Below are 21376 nucleotides of genomic sequence, written 5' to 3'. Positions count from 1 at the left end.
TTCAGGTAGGGTGTTGTAACAATTGTTACGGATTTGTTTAGTTTACGCTTTCATTCTCAAAAATCAGTTCCAATCCGTTGCTGATCAAATGAGCAACTTCCGGTCGGCTGCTTTTTAATTGTTCCAGATGCGCCAACACTTTTGTTTCTAAATCGTGATTGTTGTTTTTGTGCGCCAATTCGGCAATTTCAACAGATAATAACCAGTCTTTCGGATGTTCTTTTTGTAAGGCGGTGAAAATAGTCTCCAGATTTTCGCCTGTTTTTCCTTCGCGTATTTCTCTTACGGTTTGATAAAGCGCTTCCAGTTTTAAACGTTCCGGTGTTTTTTGCGCTTTTATCGTTTTAGATGACGGTACATGTGTGATCAGATCAAAACTTCTTACGTCGGCCGGTCCGGAATATGCAGATAGCACTTCTTTTCCGACAGCCATGTCATAAATACCCCATTCCGGTTGGAACAAGATCGTGTCGTTATGGGTTACGGTACAGTTTTTAAAACTGATTGTAATGATTTTACCTTGCAGGTTACGGGATCCGGTAATAATTTCTCCGGATACTTTAATGTCGCCTTCAAATTCCAATGTAACGGTTTCGCCTTCGAAAATGGCATAGGCTCTTAAATCACGCGGACTCATATCTTCTATCGCCAGATTAATGCCTTTAAGCTTTCCTATCGGGCTTCCGAAACCTTCCGAATGGTATTCAGTACCATGACCTACCAATTCTTTTTCGCGGTATGATAAAGCTGTTTTTCCTGTCGTCTGAATATAAACCGGTTTTCCTTCGTTTTCGATTACATTGGTGAAAACACCTGAAATCTGAACTCCGGTACTTAATTCAATGGTTCCTAATGCTTTTGACTGAATCAGTTTTCGAACTCCGGATAAACCTCCGGTACGCAAAGCCATTTTATTGGCAAATTCTTCCAAAATCAGATTCAAATGGGCAAAATCAGGTGTTACATAAAGTTGAGGTTGCGGTTTTGTAATGTCAAAACTTTGATTGACAGCGCTGATATCGTATGGGATTTTCTTTACATTGTCGGTCATACACCAGGCACTTTCTCCGATAGAAGACAGTAATCCGGCTCCGTAAATCTTAGGATTATCTACCGTTCCGATCAGACCGTATTCCACCGTCCACCAATGCAGATTTCGGATTTGCGCCATTTCAGATAGTTCCCCCATATCGTTTTGCAATTCATCTACGCGTTTTTCAGCGGCTTCGATTTCATTTTGCGGTGTTCCTTCCGCTTCTTTCAGGATAGAAAGCAAACGAATAGCCTCATACATTTCATAATCCCGTGCCGAAGAAATTGCTTTACAACCGATTTCACCGAAACGACGCAGGTATTCTGCATATTCCGGATTGGCAATAATAGGGGCGTGTCCGGCTCCTTCGTGGATGATGTCCGGAGCTGGCGTATATTCAATATGTTCTAATTGGCGAATGTCGGAAGCAATAACCAGTACGTTATAGGCCTGAAATTCCATAAAAGCATTAGGCGGAATAAAACCGTCTACGGCAACAGCTGCCCAACCGATTTCCTTTAGGATACGGTTCATTCCGTACATATTCGGGATACTTTCGATAGAAATTCCCGTTTGACGAAGACCGTCCAAATACGAGCTGTGCGCTACTTTTCCGAGATAATCTACGTTTTTACGCATCACATAGCGCCAAACGGCCTGGTTAATCGGAGTGTACTCGTCATAATCCTGCGGTTTGATAAATTGCTTCAGATGCTTTGGTAAGCGCTCGATTAAGGGATTGGTTTCAAACGATGAATTCATGATTTACAATTGTTGCTGTTTGGTGTAAAATTACGAAATCTTTAGGGAGTTAGCAATTGGAATTTTGATCCTTAAATTATTCGGGATTGTTTTTGATATATTCTATTTTATAGTGGAACATAGCTGCCATTTTTGCAGCTCTGTCTTTGGCTTCATCGGCAACGGGTCCGGAAAAAAGAGAATCAACCGTTTCGGTAAAAAGGCTAAGCCATCGATTAAAATGGGAGGCATCGACCGGTAAAAATGCATGTGGCGGGAACGGTCGTCCGGAATACGTATGATTGTCGAGTAAAATACTTTCCCAGAAGCGATACATTTTTGCCAGATGTTCCGGCCAGCGATCCTGAATTTTACTGTTGAAAATCGGTCCGATATAATCGTCCTGTTGTACTTTTTTATAAAAAGTATCGACCAGTTGCTGTATGTTTTCAAAGGTGGAAATATCGTTCATATAGGTGATAAAAAAGCCTACACATCAGGTAGGCTTTTCGTATTATAGTGTATTACATTATTTTTTTTGCGGAGGAAACTGCATCAGGATTTTGGATACAAATTCGCGGATGCGTTCTTCTTTTTTGTCTCGGTTTTGAGTGAGTACGCCGGAACCGATACCTTGCCAGATTAATTCTTTTTTACGGGCATCAATCAGGTCAATATAAAGTGTTCCTTCGGTAGTGGTACTTATCGAACTATAACTAGGTCCCCAGCCCCATCCGTAACCGTATCCCCAACCATAACCATATCCCCAACCGGCGTTGAACTGGTTTACGTTTACCTGCTCACTGGATTTTGTAAAAATATTTACGAGCATATCCGGAGTGTCGCTTTTCGTAAAACCTTTAGCGGTTAGCTGTTCGTCAATGGCGCGTAAAATACGTCTTTTGTCCAGATCGGAAATTTCAACTTTATCAATTCCCTCTTTATGAAAGGCATAGGTCTTATACTGACTGAAATCAGTTCTGTTGTCAAAATCGGATGCTACTCTAACTGAGCTACAAGAGCTGATGACAAAGAGCAGTAGTATCGGGATGAATTTTATTGCTTTCATAATGTAATAGGTTTATGTTTAACTAAAATAATGATTCATCAACAAAATTTGGAAGGGTCACTTTTAGTAAAGGCTGCGATTCCATTGCTCTTTTAATAGCAAAAATTGCACCTTCATTACGTGCCCAACTTCTTCTGGAAATTCCATTGTTTACATCCCAGAAAAGCATTGATTCTAAACGTTTTGATGCTTCTTTACTACCGTCAAGAACCATGCCAAATCCGCCGTTAATTACCTCGCCCCATCCAACGCCACCACCATTGTGAATGGAAACCCATGTAGCACCACGGAAACTGTCTCCGATTACATTATGGATCGCCATATCGGCAGTAAAACGAGAGCCGTCATAGATATTGGATGTCTCACGATACGGAGAATCGGTACCGGATACATCGTGATGATCCCGACCTAAAACAACAAAACCGATTTCGCCACGCGCGATAGCCTGATTGAAAGCTTCTGCAATTTTAGTACGTCCTTCAGCATCTGCATATAGAATACGAGCTTGTGATCCTACAACCAATTTGTTTTCCTGTGCTCCTTTAATCCATCGGATATTATCTGCCATTTGCTGTTGAATTTCAACCGGAGCGGTTTGCATCATTTCCTCTAAAACCTGACAAGCAATGGCATCTGTTTTAGCCAGATCTTCCGGTTTTCCGGAGGTACAAACCCAACGGAACGGTCCGAAACCGTAATCAAAACACATCGGTCCCATAATATCCTGTACATAACTCGGATATTTGAAATCAATGCCGTTAGGCGCCATTACATCGGCACCGGCTCTGGAGCTTTCCAAAAGAAAAGCATTCCCATAATCGAAGAAATAAGTGCCTTTTGCGGTGTGTTTGTTAATAGCCGCAGCATGTCGGCGTAATGTTTCCTGAACTTTTTGTTTAAATAATTCCGGATCATTCGCCATCATCTCGTTGGCTGCTTCGAAAGCAATATCAGCAGGATAATAACCACCTGCCCACGGATTGTGTAAGGATGTCTGATCGGAACCTAAATCGATATAAAGGTTTTCTTCAGCAAAACGTTCCCAAATATCGACTACATTTCCAAGATAGGCTATAGAAACGACTTCTTTGTTTTGTTGTGCTTTTCTGACGCGAACGATCAGTTCATCAATATTTTCAATAACTTCATTGATCCAGCCCTGAGAATGACGGATATGCGTGATTTTAGGATTAACTTCGGCACAAATCGTAATACATCCGGCAATGTTTCCGGCTTTAGGCTGTGCGCCACTCATTCCACCCAAACCGGATGTCACAAATAGTTTTCCGGATAAATCTTCTCCGTTTTTCGCAATTTTTCTTCCCGCATTTAAAACGGTAATTGTAGTGCCGTGAACGATTCCCTGGGGACCGATATACATATAGCTACCGGCCGTCATTTGTCCGTATTGTGTAACACCTAAAGCATTGAATCGTTCCCAATCATCCGGTTTGGAGTAATTCGGGATCATCATACCATTGGTTACAACAACTCTCGGTGCTTCTTTATGAGAAGGGAATAATCCCATCGGATGGCCGGAATACATAACCAATGTTTGTTCGTCGGTCATTTCAGCCAGGTATTTCATCGTCAGACGATATTGTGCCCAGTTACTGAAAACGGCACCATTACCACCATAAGTGATCAATTCATGAGGATGTTGCGCTACAGCATAATCCAGATTGTTTTGGATCATTAGCATAATAGCTTTCGCCTGGTCGGATTTGCCCGGATATTCCGATAGGGGACGCGCATACATTTTGTAATCCGGACGAAGGCGGTACATGTAGATTCGACCGTAGGTTTCCAGTTCTTCTGAGAATTCCTGGATCAATTCCGCATGATGTTTAGGTTCAAAATAACGAAGCGCATTTTTCAGAGCCAGCTTTTTTTCGTCATCTGTTAGTATTTCTTTACGTTTTGGTGCGTGATTTATTGTGCTTTCGTAAGGTTTCGGTTGTGGTAAAACAGAAGGGATTCCTTCTAAAATTTGTTCTTGAAAAGTCATGATTATGTTGTGATTTTCTTGTATTGTAAAATGATAAAAAATAAACAGCGGATTTTTTTCCGGCTAGGGATAGCGGATATCCGACCTATGATAGGACTTGTGTATTTTGATCTTATAACGGACTAAAACAGCATCCATTTTTATTTTTTTATAGTTCCGGTGTTCTTATTATAGCCATACGGACAATGTCGGCATCCGTTTTTACAACAATATCCTCTTTTGAGATGGAATTGTTCGGTAAAGACCTTGTATCCTTCGGGTGTAAGGTAGTAGTCTTCTCCGGGGATTAATTTATTTTTACTACTTTGGTTGTCCATACGGACAAATTTAGGAACTTTAAGATTAATGATCGTACTTGTATTAAAATATTTAACGCCTAAAGGTTTTAGAGGGATTACTTTCTTTCCTTTTGTGTTTATTGTTGATAAAGAAGATAAAAGCGATGTCGTTTTTTTGAACCACGAAAAGATTCATATCCGACAGCAACTGGAGTTGTTGCTGCTGCTTTTTTTTATTTGGTACGGGATTGAATTTCTGATTCGTTGGCGACAATACGGCGACCGGCATACGGCTTACCGGAATATCAGTTTTGAAAGAGAAGCTTATGCCAATGAAAAGACTTTAAATTATTTGCAAGAACGACCATTTTGGCGTTTTTTACACTATCTGAAAAAAAAGAAACCCGCCAATTAACAAGGCGGGTTTCTTTTTATATGCTATATTATTTATGATATCTTAGAAAATCGTTTTACGGTCTACTGTAGCACCATTTTCAAGAGTTATTTTAAGAAGAACAACGCTTGATGATTTTTTTACGTTTTTCAATACGATTTCATTTTCGTTTACATTTTTATACTCATCAATTTTTCGCCCTAAAACATCGAATGCAGTGATGTTTTTAATTCTTTCTGTTGTTGAGTTTACGGCTAGTTCACCACCTCTTAATACTTTGATACCGTTTTCAAGGCTGAAATCACCGTTTCCTAAAGTACCGTTGTTGAAACGTAATACAAAACGATTGTCGAAAGTACCGGCAGCAGATGTAAAGCTATACGGAGCTGTTCTTAAATCATGAATTGTATTTGTTGTTTTATCTTCCAGATAAATAGCGTGTGTATCAAACATACCATCTAAATGATCAATACCAATTTGGTATGTGTTTTGTGCGTTTGCATTAAATCCTAACGGAATCTGATCCTGAACGTTAAACGGTAACGGACGAGCCTGGATTGTCAGGTTCATATTCGGTATAGTAGAATAGAAGGTAACTCCGTTTCCACCGAATGATTGTCCGTCAAGACCTCTGTCGAAATCCATAGTTGCATCCGAGTCGTATCCTACTAAAATCTGGCTAAAAGCACCTGATTCGTTCGCTAAATTCAACCAGATACGGTGAGATTCAGAGTCGGCACCGGCAACCGATTGTGTTTCCGGGTTGTCTTTTGTACTGTTTCCGTTTTTCAGGAAATTGTCGTTTTTATTGCTAACACGCATCGTGTTAATGAATCGGGCATTTCCGTTTGCTAAACCTTTCACGAAAAAGGATTGGCCTGATGCGATGTAACGACTTGGAGTACTTCCTCCGGAAGCAGCTGTAGCAGTAGCTCCGAATTTATTAACCGTGGCATAATCAGCAGCAGTATAGTTAAAAGCATACGTGCCATAGAACGGACTTGGAGTGTTGTTTGATATAGGCGTATTATGCGTCCAGATATAAACAGTACCATCCATTAAGGTTTTGTTTGTATTGTCTGTCAGGAACGAAACAACATCTATCGCAGAAGCATATGGATTTCCGATTAAATTCCATTGATCATCATCAGCAGTAACACCACCACCTACGTTAGCATCTGTTCCTACAGCGATAGGAATAGAGATATCTCCGTTGTTAGGTGTTCCCACAAATGTTGTTGTATATGGCGTTTTGTTTGATGGATTAAGGTCAAAAGTTTGCGGAGCTCTTACAATATAACCCATTCTAGGATCCATTGCAGTAGTAGCGTTTACACTAATCCAGTTTCCGTAACCACCATTGATAGTTGGTTGCCATCTCATGTATTTATCAGCCAATGTGTTTGGTGATAACATGCCTAACGTAAAGTTAGAAGCCTGAGTTACCGGTGAGTTCCAGTAGGTGAAATCATAACGGTACATTGGTTTCGTTGTACGTCTGATGTTCACATTTCCTGAATTGGCAACATTATCCACTTGTACGATGCTGGCATTATTGTCTAAATTAAGAGTACCGTTATTTTGTACTTCAATTTTGTTTACAACTTTGATACCGTTGTTAGCAGGAACTTCCAGACGAGCATTGGCTCTTACCGTTAAAGTTTTGGCCTGAGCTTCATAATTTGTACCGTTAATAGTCGAATAGCTACTAGCCGGTTTAATGATTACACAGTTATCGCTTGTTGGTACACCTACCGGTAACCAGTTGTTCGGATCATTCCAGTTACCGTTATTTCCTTGCCATACTTTCGATTTGTTGGTAACGCTAACCGGTTTTGAAGCTGTACATCCGTTAGATAACAATACGTTAGCAGTAAATGACCAGTTACTAACCTCTAATTGAGCTGTAGAAGGTTTGATATATACTGTATTAACAGCTTGATTTGTATAAGGTGTTACTCCGTTTGCATCGATATAAGCATCGATTGTAGCACCAGTCCATGTAAAGTTAGATGTTAAAGGTCTTGTACCGGATAATACAACGTCATCAATTGCCCATCCGTCGCAAAAAGCAGCCTGATAACGGAATCTGAATTTTAGGTTAGGAACGCCTATATAATCATTTAAATAAACAATAGTAGTTACAAATTTACTTGGAGCTCCCTGGCTTGAAGTGTTGTTGATCACATTGATCCAGGTAACCCCATTATCTTTTGAAACTTCGATATTAGCACTTTCCCCGTTTCCGTAGTACGAATAATACTGACGGAATGTTAGCGTTAAATCAAGGAAGTTTGTCGTATTGAATGAACTTGTTGATGTTAAAATAATACTTTTTGAAGTACTGTCAACGTCAGCAGTAGCAAATGCAAACTTGTTTCCGCCTGTTGTACCGGTTCCGGAATTGATTGCCGGTTTCCAGTTATCTGTAGTTGTAGTATAGATACTGTTTTTTTGTTGCCATTCTGTTACAGAACTAGTTCCGGTTCCGGATTTCGTAAAGCTACCCAATCCGCTACCTTCAAAATTTTCGTTTAAAAGCTCTACCACTTCAGTACTACCGGTAGCAGAAATCTGAACGAAGTTGTTATCACCACAAATTTCAGGTGAAGAAGGCGTAATTGTAATATTCGGTACCGGTTTTATTTTTGCGGTAATCGGTCTTCTAACAAGCGATTCACAAGAACCGTTTAATGCTGTAACATAATAAGTAGTTGTCATGTTTAAAGACGGAGTCGTATAGCTCGATGATGTTGCACCGGCAATAGGAGTTCCTCCGGATTCGAAATTATACCAACGGTAAGAAGTCACACCGGCTGATCCTGTTACCGTTAATGTTACCGGTCCAACGCCACAAGATTCTACTGTTGGAGCGCTAACAATTTTAGCAGGACAATCAGCAATAACCGTGATAATATAATCTTCCGTTTCTCCGTTACTTGTATTTGAACAAGAAGTAAGTGAAGAACCGTTAACGTTACCAGAGCGTAAACGAATACGATAGTTTCCGGGAGTAGTTCCGGTCGGAATTACAAATCCGAAAGTAGTAGATGAAAGTTTGTTATTTGAAGCGTAAACGATTTCTCCGCTATCAAAATTGTTGTTTTTATTCCAATCTACCCAAGCTCTAAGATTTTGTTTGTCAGGTCCGGTTAGTACAACGCTGATATTAATGTCACCACCTGCTATTTGTTGTACTGCAGATAAACTGGTGAAGTCACCATATCCGGAAGGACTGTATCCTGAATTGTTGTTAACAGCATCTATTACAGCTCCGGTAGTTCTATAGCTGGAGATATAGTAACTGCTGGATGATGATGTTGCTGTGCAATAAACTAATGTTGTTGCATTTCCTGTTAAAGGGGAAGTCGTTCTGTATTTTGTTCCTCCTGTACAGTTTGAATTATAGGAGTATACAAAGAAATAATATTTGGTATTGGCTGATAATCCGGTAGCGCTAAAAGTAGTGTTGCCATCATTGTCGATCACAATGTTTGTGCTGCCAAGGTCTTGTCCTATAGTATAATTTGTACCATTGTTAATTGTCGGAGCAGTTCCTGTCGTATTCGCAATTACAAGATAATTGTCAGGCGCAGGAGATGAAGCTGTAAACGAGCCGTTTATAGAATTGTTTGTGATGTCGGTTAATGTAAGTGCACTAGGTTGTGAATTAGGAGCTGTACAGGCTACTGCTGGAGCCCATGTATATAAAAGATTGGTATCCGGATAAGCATTGTTACGTGTTCTTACAGTAGCATTATTAGCGTTACCGGCAGTAGTACTTTGAGCCCAGTTAGTAGTGCTAGAAAGCGATCTGTTGTTATAGTCGTTATTTGTGTTACCTCGTAAACCAACCTGAACATTTACATTACTATTGTTAGAAGGGTCACATGAGCCATAAACAATACTAACTACGTTTGATGTTTCGGTTAGACGAATCTGAAAGTTGAAATCACCGCCACGTGCACTACGTTCGATATCGGTCCACTGTACTACAAATACACGGTTCGGAGCTGATCCGATTGTTCTGTAAGTAATTGAACTTCCGTTTCCACCATTAACAAGGTTAACACCTAAAGCACTAATTGCACCTGCGTATCCTGTACCGGATGAAATAGGACTGTATTCGGAAGAAGACGAAGTCGTTGTTCCGAAAGTAATAAAACCATTTGAGTTAATTGAACAAGTAGTATAATTAGTACCGTTAAAATTAAAAGTAAATCCTAATCCAATATTATTAGCCGATACGTTATCGTCCCAGTTACTGGAAAAAGGAGCTGTACCGCCTGAAATAGCGGAATAAGTAGTAGAACCTTCTGAAAAAGAATAGTTGCTTACCTGAGCAAAGCCAAAGTTAGAAAGTAGTAAGAATAAGATTAAAACAAAACTGTTTCGGAAGTTGAAATCAGAAAAGTTTAAAACATTGGCAGCATTATTTTCGCTGTCAGATTTTTTGTTGTTTAGGGGGCACATTAACATACTTTAAAATCTTTAATTGTTTATTTTGATGGTGCGAAAATATGTACTAAGAATCATACAAGCGGTGTGTTTGAATTGAATTTCGATGAAGGTTTCTGTTTAATCGATAAAGTGCATTTTTATCGTTGAAATGTCCATCATTGACTAAGTTAAAAAGAGAATATTTGTGTTGTTTTACTGAGGGTTATCCATTTTTTTTAACAGTAAATCGGAGTGCGTAGTTTTGTCAAATTATAGGTTTTTTCTTGTTACTAAATAGCTGTTTTTACTAGATGATCAACACGTAGAAAAGAGTGAATTGCCATCAAATTGTATAATTTTCTGTTTGTTATATAAAAGAAGAATTGGTTCTTTTTTTGTTATAAAAAAAGTCCTCCGTTTGTACAGAGGACTTGCTTTATGATGAGTGGATTATCGGATCAGAAAATGGTTTTTCGATCGACAATAGTACCATCTTCTAATGTTATTTTTAAGATAATTACACTGGATGATTTTTTTACATTTTTTAATACGATTTCACTTGTATCAGCATTTTTATATTCATCGATTTTTCGGCCTAAGACATCAAAAGCTACCAGGTTTTTAATTTTTTCGGTAGTTGAATTCACTGCAAGCTCATTACCGCGTAATATTTTAATGCTATTATCCAGACTAAATTCTCCTGTTCCTAATGTACCGTTGTTAAAGCGTAGTACAAAGCGATTGTTAAACGTTCCGGCAGCGGATGTAAAGGAATAAGGTGCTGTTCGTAAATCAAAAATGACATTCATTACTTTGTCTTCCAGATAAATGGCATGTGTGTTGAAAATACCATCAAGATGATCAATACCAATTTGATAGGTGTTTTGCGAATCGGCATTAAAACCTAAAGGAATTTGATCAGCATCATTAAACGGTAATGGACGCGCCTGAATGGTCAGGTTCATTTCCGGAATAACGGAATAAAAAGTAACACCATTACCGCCAAATGACTGTCCGTCTAAACTTCTGTCAAAACCGGCTGTGGCTTCCGCATGGTAGCCTACAAGTATTTGACTGAATGCTCCGGATTCGTTTGCCAGATTTAACCAGATATGATCTTGTTGCGGTTGACCTCCGGCCGGTGCTTGTGTTTCTGTAGTGGTTTTAGAATTGTCGGCAACGCGCATAAAATTATTGTTCTGTAAACTTACGCGCATGCTGTTAGTGAATTTAGCATTTCCGTTGGCCAATCCTTTTACGAAAAACGATTGTCCGGATGCGATATAGCGGCTTGGTGCGCTTCCGCCTGTAGCAGCAGTTGCGGTGGCGCCGAATTTATTAACGGTCGCATAATCAGCAGCGGTATAGTTGTAGGCATAAGTACCGTAAAACGGACTTTGTGTTGAACTTGACGGAGGTGTATTGTGTGTCCACAAATAAACGGTACCGTCAACTAAAGGGCTATTGGTAGGATCATTCAGGAAGGAAACAATATCAATAGCTGAAGCATATGGGTTCCCGATCAGATTCCATTGATCATCATCTACGGTAATAGCACCGCCCACATTAGCATCGGTTCCTACTGCAATCGGGATGGTAAAATCACCATTGTTAGGTGTTCCGTTGAATGTAGCTGTATAAGGAAGCTTATTACTCGGATTTAAGTCAAATGTTTGTGGTGCTCTAACGATATATCCCATTTTCGGATCCATTGCGGTTGAGGAGCTAACTGTAATCCAGTTTCCGCTACCACCGCTAACGGTAGGTTGCCATCTCATATATTTATCGGATAATGTATTTGGCGAAAGCATCGCTAGCGTGTATCCGGAAGCTAATGTTACCGGCGAATTCCAATACGTATAATCATAACGATACATCGGTTTGGTAGTACGTTTGATGTTTACGATACCGGAATTAGCGATATTATCAACCTGTACAATGCTCGCGCTATTGTCTACATTGAAAGTTCCGTTTGTTTGTACGTCAATTTTGTTGACTACTTTGATGCCGTTACCGGTTGGAATATCCAAACGACCACTGGCTTTAACGGTTAATGTTTTTGCCTGAGCCTCATAGTTGGTTCCGTTAATAGTAGAATAATTTCCGGCAGATTTAATGATCACACAATTATCGCTAGCCGGTACGCCAACAGGTAACCAGTTATTCGGATCATTCCAGTTTCCGTTAGTTCCCTGCCAAACTTTTGTTTTGTTGGTAACGGTTACAGGTTTTGTTGCTGTACAACCGTTTGTTAATTGTACGTTGGCATTAAAAGACCAACTGTTTACTTCCAATTGTGAAGCAGACGGTTTGATATATACTACATTAACAGCCTGATTGGTATACGGAGTTGTACCGTTGGCATCGATATAAGCATTGATAGTCGCTCCGGTCCAGGTGAAATTGGAAGTTAATGGTTTTGTGCCGTAAAGTACGATATCATCAACAGCCCATCCGTCACAGTAGTCGGCAGCATAGCGGAAACGGAATTTTAAATTGGCTACACCTACATAAGCATTTAACGGGATACTTTCACTTACAAATTTACTCGGATAACCTTGTGTAGAAGTATAGGTTTTTACCGTAGTCCAGTTGGTTCCGTTGTCCGTAGAAACTTCAATGTTAGCTGTTTCGCCGCTTCCGTAATAGGAAAAATAATGTCTGAAGCTTAGCGTTAAATCGGTGAAATTGGTAGTGTTATACGAATTGGTAGTGGTCATAATCAGGCTTTTTCCGGTGGTGTTAACATCGGATGTAGTAAAAGCAAATTTATTACCAACAGATCCTGAGTTGATCGCCGGTTTCCATGTCGTGGTTATGGTAGTAAATACACTGGTTTTTTGCTGCCATTCGGTTGTTGTAGTTCCATTACCGGATTTGGTAAAGCTTCCTAATCCGCTACCTTCAAAATTTTCGTTTAATAATTCAACTACTTCAGTACTACCGGCTGCTGAAATTTGTAAATAATCAGTGTCTCCGCATATTTCGGGAGAAGCCGGAGTTATGGTAATGTTAGGAACCGGTTTGATTTTAGCGATAATCGGTGTACGGGTTAATGATTCGCAACTGCCGTTTAACGCGGTAACGTAATAGGTTGTTGTTGCACTTAATGAGGGTGTGGTATAAGTAGCAGCAGTGGCTCCTGAAATAGGACTGCCTCCGGTTTCTGTTGTATACCAGGCATAAGAGGTTACTCCGGACGATCCTGTTACGGATAATGTTACCGGTCCTGTGCCGCAAATCTGAACGGTTGGAGCACTGGTAATTTTGGCTCCGCAATCCGGAATTACTTTTATGATATAATCTTCTGTCTCGTCGTAGGTCTGACTGCCGCAAGAGTTAAAAGAAGAGGTAGAATAATCAGCACGGATGCGTATTCTGTAATTCCCTGGATTCGTTCCTGCGGGAATAACAAAACCAAACGTTGTGGAACTTACACTTGTATTACCGGTAGTAAAAACGTTTTCACCGGTATCGGTAAAATCACCGTTTTTATTCCAGTCAACCCAGGCTTTAATAAAAAGTAATGGATTTGAGCCGGTAACACTGCTTGCTGTTGTCAATGAAATATTGATGTCGGATCCTGCAATTTGTTGTGCAGGAGCCAGACCGGTATAATTACCGTAGCCTCCGGTGCTATATCCGGATGCATTATAGGCTTCTACAATCGATCCTGTAACTCTGTAACTGGAAATGTAATAATTTGAAGAAGTAGAAGAAGGCGTACAATTTGTATACGTGTAATTGGCAGGATACCAAGTGTAGATCAAACCGTTATTCGGGTAGCTATTGCTACGGGTTCTGTTCGAATCGGTGTTGGCGGTTCCGCTTGAAGTGTTACCATACCAAGTGGAGTTAGAGCTTTGTGACCGGTTATTGTAATCACTATTGGTACGGCCGCGTAAACCTACCTCAGCGGTTAATGTCGTGTTACTGCTTGGTGCACAGTTACCATAAGCGATTTGTATGATATTGGATGTTTCGCTTAGTCGGATCTGGAAATTAAAGTTTCCCGTCTGACTTACTCTTCTGGCATTAGCCCATTGCACTACAAAGGTTCTGTTCGGTGCAGTACCGGTTGTAGTATACGTTATGGCAGAACCGTTATCACGAATGTCCATTCCTAAAGCACTGATGGCTCCGTCAAAGCCGGCGCCGTTTACAGATATTGGGTTGTATCCGGCTGCATCACCGGCAACAGTGGTTCCAAAAGTGATAAAACCATTCGAAAGAATTGAGCAGGTTGTGTAATTGGTACCATTGTAATTAAAGGTAAACCCGATAGGAATGTTGGTTACATAATTATTGTCCCATGATGTGGCGATGGCCGTTGTTCCGGTTATGGCCGAATAAGTTGACACATTTTCAGAAAAAGTATAATAACTTACTTGTGCCTGTCCGATTTGAAAACACAATAATAAGCCCGCTACCATCTTAAATAATAGGGTGCTTTTAGCCGTAAGAGGAGTGGAGGCAAAAGCATCGGCAGTTTTAAAAAAGCTACCGTTTTCGTGGTTTTTTTTGTAGCTGTTTAACATACTTTGTAGTATTAAGTTGTTCATTTTCAATACTAATTTAGCTACTTAAAAAAGGGTAGATAGCATGCCGGAACTGAATTTCGATAAAGGTTATTGTTTAATCGATTAAGTACATTTTTGATATTAATAATGATGTTATTTTGATTTGTTTTTAATTTTTGTTTTTTTTATTGGGTTTAATTTTGTTTTTGAGTTAAAAAAATGAATAGTTTCTTTTTGATTTTTTTTGGATGGTGAAATAAAATAGCATAATGTAAATGGAAGTGTAGTGCAATAAAAAAAATCCTCTGTACTCTAGAGGATTTTTTAAAATGTTTGATGTAATTAAAAAGAGGTTTTGCGATATACTATTGTACCATTTTCAAGAATAATTTTCAGGAGTACTATGCCGGATGCCTTTTTTACATTTTTCAGGACGATTTCGTTTTCGTTGACGTTAAGGTATTCGTCTATTTTTCGTCCTAAAAGATCATAGGCAGTGATGTCCTTGATTTTTTCAATTCCAGAATTCACGGTCAGTTTGTTTCTATTTAATACTCGGATACTATTTTCTAAACTAAAGGTACTATGTCCCAAATTGGTGTTATTAAAGCGGAGTACAAAACGATCGTCAAACGTTCCGGAATCGGATGTAAACGAATAAGGAGCTGTTTTTAAATTGTGTATCGTATTGGTGATTTTATCTTCCAAATAAATAGTTTTGTTGTCAAAAAAAGCATCAAGATGATCGATGCCGATTTCATAATCATCAGCCGTTTCGGTTGTATACCCCAATTGAACTTGATCGTCATCGTTAAACGGTAGCGGACGTGCCTGAATGGTCAGATTATGGTTGGGTATGATAGAATAAAGTGTAGCACCGGGGCCGCTAAATGTTTGGCCGTCCAAGCCTCTGTCGAAATCAAGAGTTGCGTCATTATTATAACCTATTAATATTTGGGAAAAAGTGTCCGATCTATTGGTTAGATTTAACCATGCTCGTTTTTTTTCTATCACTTCATCGGATACCGGCTGTTGATTAAGATTACTGTTTTCGGTAGTACTGTTTTTCATAAAAAAATCATTATTTCCGGCCACCCGCATATCGTTTCTGAAAATAGCATTTCCATTCGTCAGACCTTTGATAAAAAAGGATTGTCCTGATGCAATATAACGATCCGGAACAGGATTGCTTATAGCTGTAACGGTTGCTCCTAATTGGTTGATAGTTGCATAATTGGAAGCAGCAAAATTATAAGTGAAACTGCCGTAAAACGGATTGGGAGCAGTTTCTGATGGAGGAGAATTGTGTGTCCATAAATAAATTGTGCCATCCAGAATAGCGCTATTAGCAGCATCATTTATAAATGCCAGAATATCAATAGCCGATGGATATGGATTCCCGATAAGATTCCACTGGTCGTCACTACCGGATTCCGTTCCGATAATGATCGGAATGGATATATCACCGTTATTCGGAGTTCCGGTAAAGGTGGCCGTATACGGCAATTTATTATTCGGATCAAGATTAAAACTTTGCGGTGCTCTTACAATATATCCGATTTTAGGATTCATGACTGTACTGGAATTTATAGAGATCCAGTTTCCGTTACCATTGTTAATTGTAGGTAACCATTTTATGTATTTATCAGCTAAAGTATTAGGTGATAGCATTCCTAATGTAAAACGGGAAGCAAGCGTTACGGGAGAGTTCCAATAAGTAAAATCATAACGGTTCATAGGTTGGGTTGTACGTTTGATGGCCACTTTCCCACGATTGGATATTGTGTCGGTTTGTATGATGCTGGCATTATTCTCAATAGAAAAGTTACTGTTTATTTGTACATAAATTGTATTAACAAGATCAATACTGTTTCCGGATGCGATATCCAGACGTCCATTGCGATTAATGGAAAGTGTCTTTGCTAAAGCTCTAAAATTGTTTCCACCGATAATCGGATAATTGTTATCAGTGGTTGCCCCTATAATAACATTGTTGATTTTTGTTGGTACGCCAACCGGTAGCCAGTTGTTCGGGTCATTCCAATTGTGGTCGGATCCGTTCCAGTTTTTATAAATAGGCCTCCAGGAGTAAATAGTTCCCGATGAAGGAATGTTGTCCGGGCCGGTACTAACAGTAGCCGTGTTGGATGTTCCTTTCGAAGTATTGTTATCCCAGTTGGAATTGGAATTTTTAGCTCTGTTGTTAAAGTCAGTATTATCGAAGCCTCTAAGTCCTGTCTGAGCATTTATTAAATCACCGGTCGGGGCAATGGATCCGTATATGATGTCAATAATATTGGTTGATTCGTTTAAACGTATTTGAAAATTGTAATATCCGCCTTGTGTTTCAGATTTAACGTTTTTCCATTGTACTATAAAAGTTCTGTTAGGAGCAGAGCCAGTTGTTTGATAGGTAGCGGTACTAGTTGCATCTATTGTCCTTAAATTTGTTCCTAATGCACTTATGGCTCCTGCATAGTATTGATTAGAAGATATAGGATTAGTTATAAGCCCGGTATTGGCATCAGTTTTTCCAAAGGCGATAAATCCGTTAGTAACAATGGTGCAATTAGAGTATTCCTGACCGTTGAAGTTAAATGGAAATCCTATAGGGATATTAAGAGATGCAGCATTACTCCAGGCTGGGAGAGAAGGAAAAGCGTTTGTTGTACCGGTATCAATTTGGACATATTGACCGGTAGTTTCACTAAACTCATATTGATTAACAATCATTGCCGACGGAATATTGGGTGTCCATGTATAGGTTAAGCCGTTATTGGGAGGAGAAAATGCGCCAACCTTAAGTCTTGCTGAGTTTGTAGTTGCCTTTCTAGTGTTGTTAGCCCAAGGTGAATTAATGTCTATTTGAGCTCTGTTGTTGAAGTCGGTATTGTTCCGGCCTCTTAGACCTACTTGACCGCCATTGTTAAATTGCCATATAGCATTAGGACCATATATAAGTTTTATAATATTGGTAAACTCTTCGAGTCGTATTTGAAAGTTTAAAGAACCGACTGCTGAAACTCTTCTGATGTTAACCCATTGTACAATAAACGTTCTGTTTGGAGCGGTTCCTATAGTTTTATAGATAATCGGAGATTGCTCTTGTACATTCATAAGATCCATTCCTAATGCACTTATAGCACCGTCATATGATGCGTTGGAAGATATAGGATTGGTTATGTTACTTGTATCAAGATTCATTCCTCCGAAAGAAATAAAACCATTGGAAGAAACGGTACAGGTGGTATAGTCAGTACCGTTGAAATTAAAAGTGAACCCTATAGGAATGTTAGAACTGGAATTGTTATTCCAGCCTATAGGAAAAAGATTTGTACCGTTATTAATTTGTGAATAAGTAGTACTGCTTTCCGAAAAAGTATAGCGATCAACCTGTGAAAACCCGGTTTGATAGCAAAAAAAGAAGATAGCCAGTGTTTTAAAAAATAAAATGGTATAAGATTTAAAGCTTGTTGAGCAGCGAGTCCTTATGCTTTTTAAACAGTAGAACGTTTTTCGAGTGTGTGTGTAATGGTCTGACATGTTTAATGAGTAATTAAATTATTAGTGATTGTTATCGATTGAAATATTGATCATATTATAATGTGTAAAGTACTGGCTATTTAATTGATCAAAATAAGTAGTGGGATTTAATGTACTAGAAATGTCGTGCTTTGACCTTATTACAGCTGTGTAGGGATTGCGAGGTAATGTTTTGCTAATTAATAAATTGGCGTTAGGTAAGTAGATGGAGCGTAATTATTGTTTTGTGATTTTTGTATTGCTGTTTTTTATGTAATTAGGTTAATATGTGAAGGAAAATAATTAAATTTAACATGAATACAGGTTTTTATTGGGTTAAGCTCTTGATATGGTATGAAAAGAAAAGTATGTCCCTCTTTTTGACTAATATGTCCCGTTATAATTCCTGAGCGTTCAAATAGCGTATCTTTAATAACAGGTTAAAACAATTTAGGTATGTTTCGAAAAAGTCTTTTAGTAATAGCTTTTCTGAGTGCGACTTATTTAAGTCATGCACAGATTTATGTAAGTCCAAGCAGCTATGTTTTTGTAAATAACGAAATGCTGTTTGTAAAACAGGAAGTAATACTGTCGTATGCTTCTGGTAACGAAGGAAACCTTTATCTCCGTAGAGGTGGACAGTTATTACAGGGTGGCACAACGACAACAACAAATCGGGGAGCAGGGAAAATCTCGGTCTTTCAGGAAGGAACAGCCGATAATTACGATTATAATTACTGGTGTTCCCCGGTAGGATCGGTTGTAGCGGCGCAGGAAAATGTCACCGGTAATATAGGAAGTAATGTCAATAATATGTTTTTCAGACCAACGGATATTACCAATAGTACGGCTGCTACAATTTTACCTTATGGTAACTATGACGGACAAGCGAATCCGTTGTCAATATCAGCGCGATGGTTATGGAAATTTGTAAATGCTACCGCCTATTCACAATGGGTTTATGTAGGAGGCGGACAAACGATATTCGCCGGAGAAGGGTTTGCAATGAAAGGAACGGCAGGAACTGATGTGACTAACGTCGATGGAGTAGTTGCGAATAATCCGGGAAGTCAGCAGCGTATCGATTTCAGAGGGCGACCTAATGATGGTGACATTGATATCAACTGCTCACCAGGGCAACAAACACTAACCGGAAATCCGTACCCTTCAGCAATCGATCTGAGCTACTTCCTTTTGGATAATGCGGCTTGTGACGGAACGGCTCAGTTTTGGGAACAGGATAAAACGGTAAATTCGCATACATTGGCCAATTATAAAGGCGGTTACGGAACTTTTTCACCGGCAGCAACATTGTCACAAGTACTGGCCGGTACCGCCGGATCCGGAATTTATACACCGGCTGTTTTTTATTCTTATGACTCCGGAGGAAATCAGGGACCGATAGCAGCAACACCCGGAAATTATTATCAGAGACGTTTCTCTCCCATCGGACAGGGATTCCTGGTTACCGGTGGTAGCGCCGGTATTATAACCATGCGAAACCGATATCGTGTTTTTGTAAGAGAAGGAGCTGTTAATAATTCCCAGTTTGAAAAAAATACGGTTTCAAATACGTTGGCTAATGTTGCCAATACAACTTCTTATAATCCGAATCTGACAGATGAGGCTTTCCCAAATGTAATGGCAGTCTCAGGTATTGATTATACGAATGAATCCAAAAGACCGCATCCGCAAATACGAATAAATACTTTAATCGATAATCAGGGAATCAGACAAGGAGTAATCGGTTTTCATCCGGAAGCTACAGATGGTATAGACCGAGGAATGGACGCTATTGCTTCTGATGACGCATTACCTTCGGATATGTTCTTTGTGATCGAAGATAAAGACTATATCATAAATATGATTGCATTTGATGAAGATAAAAAGATTCCGGTCGGATTTAGAAATGCAGCTGCGGCTAATTATAGAATTACGGTTAAAGATATCATTAATGCCGATCAGGTGGAAAATATTTACCTTCATGATAAAGTGAATAACTTGTATTACGATATCAAAAACGGCGTACATGAACTAAACTTACCGGCCGGAACAAATAAAACGAGGTATGAAATCACATTTAAACAGGAAAGTAATCTGGGATTAGGGGAAAATATTAAAAATAGTCTTGTTGTATATCAGGACAACAGCGGACATGCTTTAAATGTTTCGAATCCGATGCTGTTGGATCTGAATTCACTTTCGTTGTATGATGTAGTAGGAAAAACAATTTTTGAAAAAACAAAACTGGGAAGTAAAACAACGTATACATTTCCGACATCCGGATTAAGTGACGGAATTTATATTGTTAAAATGATCACTTCAGATAATCAGGAAATAAGTAAAAAAATCATAATAAAAAATTAAAATTTATACATGATGTTCAAAAACAGCTTCCAATCGGGAGCTGTTTTTGTTTAAAGTGATATTTTTGCAGCTATGAAAAGTCATAATGAGGTATTGCCTTTTTCGTTTCCCGGCGAAATTACACTGACGATTAAAAGGGAAGATCAGATTCATCCGTTTTTGTCGGGGAATAAATTCCGAAAGATGTATTACAACCTGGAACAAGCCCGAAACGAAGGTTATAACAAACTACTTACTTTCGGTGGTGCATTCTCCAATCATATTGCGGCGGTAGCTGCCGCCGGAGCGCATTTCGGATTGGAAACGATAGGTGTAATAAGAGGGGAAGAACTGGAAGATCAGATCCGGGATAATGCCACGCTGCGATTGGCTCAGCAACAAGGCATGAAATTTGATTTTGTTTCAAGAGAAGCCTATAGGGATAAAGAAGAAGTATACTTTTTAGAAAGTCTGAAAGTCAAACATGGCGCTTTTTACCTGTTGCCGGAAGGCGGAACAAATGCATTGGCGGTAAAAGGTTGTGAGGAAATTTTAGATGATACGGATAGAACAGTGTTTACGCATATATGCTGTGCAGTCGGAACCGGAGGAACGATTTCAGGATTGATCAATTCCTGTGGAGAGAAACAAAGAGTAATTGGCTTTCCGGCGTTAAAAGGTTCGTTTTTATCTGAAGAGATTTGTAAATTTGTAAATAACGACCGTTGGAATTTGATAAATGACTATCATTTCGGAGGTTATGCAAAAATAAATGCGGAACTGGTTCGTTTTATTAATACGTTCTATGCCGAAACAAATATAATGTTGGATCCGGTTTATACCGCAAAAATGGCATTTGGTATTCTGGATTTAATAAAAAAAGGGTATTTTCCGGAAAAATCAGCTATCTTGATGATTCATACAGGAGGATTACAGGGGGTTGAAGGAATGAATAAAGTATTGACCCGAAAAAAATTACCGTTGATTATAGAAATGAAATAAAAGCAAAGTCTGTAAAAATAAAA

Annotated in this window: 11 protein-coding genes; 3 read left to right on the top strand and 8 right to left on the bottom strand. The window is 39.1% G+C overall.

The annotated features are described in order from the left end of the window. Positions 1-37 precede the first annotated feature (37 nt). From NOX80_RS00375 to NOX80_RS00355, 5 genes are all read right to left on the bottom strand, one after another. Positions 38-1795, bottom strand: coding sequence for an aromatic amino acid hydroxylase (locus tag NOX80_RS00375; protein WP_256551372.1), 1758 nt, complete (start codon positions 1793-1795; stop codon positions 38-40). A gap of 76 nt (positions 1796-1871) precedes the next feature. Further along, the gene (locus NOX80_RS00370; protein ID WP_256551371.1) at positions 1872-2246 is read right to left on the bottom strand and encodes a group III truncated hemoglobin; all 375 of its coding nucleotides are present in this window, start codon (positions 2244-2246) and stop codon (positions 1872-1874) included. Between the two features lie 57 nt (positions 2247-2303). Next, entirely contained in the window at positions 2304-2843 is a 540-nt protein-coding gene (locus NOX80_RS00365) for a DUF4136 domain-containing protein (RefSeq protein ID WP_256551370.1), read from the bottom strand. 22 nt (positions 2844-2865) lie between these two features. Continuing rightward, on the bottom strand, positions 2866-4851 hold the full coding sequence (locus NOX80_RS00360; RefSeq protein ID WP_256551369.1) for a urocanate hydratase: 1986 nt from the start codon (positions 4849-4851) through the stop codon (positions 2866-2868). Positions 4852-4991: 140 nt separating this feature from the next. Further along, a complete protein-coding gene (locus NOX80_RS00355) occupies positions 4992-5168 on the bottom strand; it encodes a DUF5522 domain-containing protein (protein WP_256551368.1) in 177 nt (58 codons plus the stop codon). Positions 5169-5196: 28 nt separating this feature from the next. Between NOX80_RS00355 and NOX80_RS00350 the strand changes: the two genes are divergently transcribed. Beyond that, on the top strand, positions 5197-5544 hold the full coding sequence (locus tag NOX80_RS00350) for a hypothetical protein (protein WP_256551367.1): 348 nt from the start codon (positions 5197-5199) through the stop codon (positions 5542-5544). Between the two features lie 42 nt (positions 5545-5586). On the opposite strand, the gene NOX80_RS00345 is transcribed toward NOX80_RS00350, so the two are convergent. The 3 genes from NOX80_RS00345 to NOX80_RS00335 all read right to left on the bottom strand — a co-directional run bounded on the left by NOX80_RS00345 (position 5587) and on the right by NOX80_RS00335 (position 18026). After that, positions 5587-9996 (bottom strand): GEVED domain-containing protein, encoded by a 4410-nt coding sequence (locus NOX80_RS00345; RefSeq protein WP_256551366.1) that lies wholly within the window; start codon positions 9994-9996, stop codon positions 5587-5589. Between the two features lie 425 nt (positions 9997-10421). Continuing rightward, positions 10422-14525, bottom strand: a complete 4104-nt coding sequence (locus tag NOX80_RS00340; RefSeq protein WP_256551365.1) for a GEVED domain-containing protein — start codon at positions 14523-14525, stop codon at positions 10422-10424. A 300-nt stretch (positions 14526-14825) separates the two neighbouring features. Continuing rightward, positions 14826-18026 (bottom strand): hypothetical protein, encoded by a 3201-nt coding sequence (locus tag NOX80_RS00335; protein WP_256551364.1) that lies wholly within the window; start codon positions 18024-18026, stop codon positions 14826-14828. Positions 18027-18461: 435 nt separating this feature from the next. Between NOX80_RS00335 and NOX80_RS00330 the strand changes: the two genes are divergently transcribed. Both NOX80_RS00330 and NOX80_RS00325 read left to right on the top strand, forming a co-directional pair. Continuing rightward, a complete protein-coding gene (locus NOX80_RS00330) occupies positions 18462-20372 on the top strand; it encodes a T9SS sorting signal type C domain-containing protein (RefSeq protein ID WP_256551363.1) in 1911 nt (636 codons plus the stop codon). 72 nt (positions 20373-20444) lie between these two features. Beyond that, positions 20445-21353 (top strand): 1-aminocyclopropane-1-carboxylate deaminase/D-cysteine desulfhydrase, encoded by a 909-nt coding sequence (locus tag NOX80_RS00325; RefSeq protein WP_256551362.1) that lies wholly within the window; start codon positions 20445-20447, stop codon positions 21351-21353. The last annotated feature ends 23 nt before the right edge of the window (positions 21354-21376 follow it).

Origin of the sequence: Flavobacterium cerinum (genome assembly GCF_024496085.1) — a bacterium.
Lineage (GTDB): Bacteria > Bacteroidota > Bacteroidia > Flavobacteriales > Flavobacteriaceae > Flavobacterium > Flavobacterium cerinum_A.
Note: the sequence above shows the minus strand (reverse complement) of the source record. Positions and strands in the feature narration are given on the sequence as shown.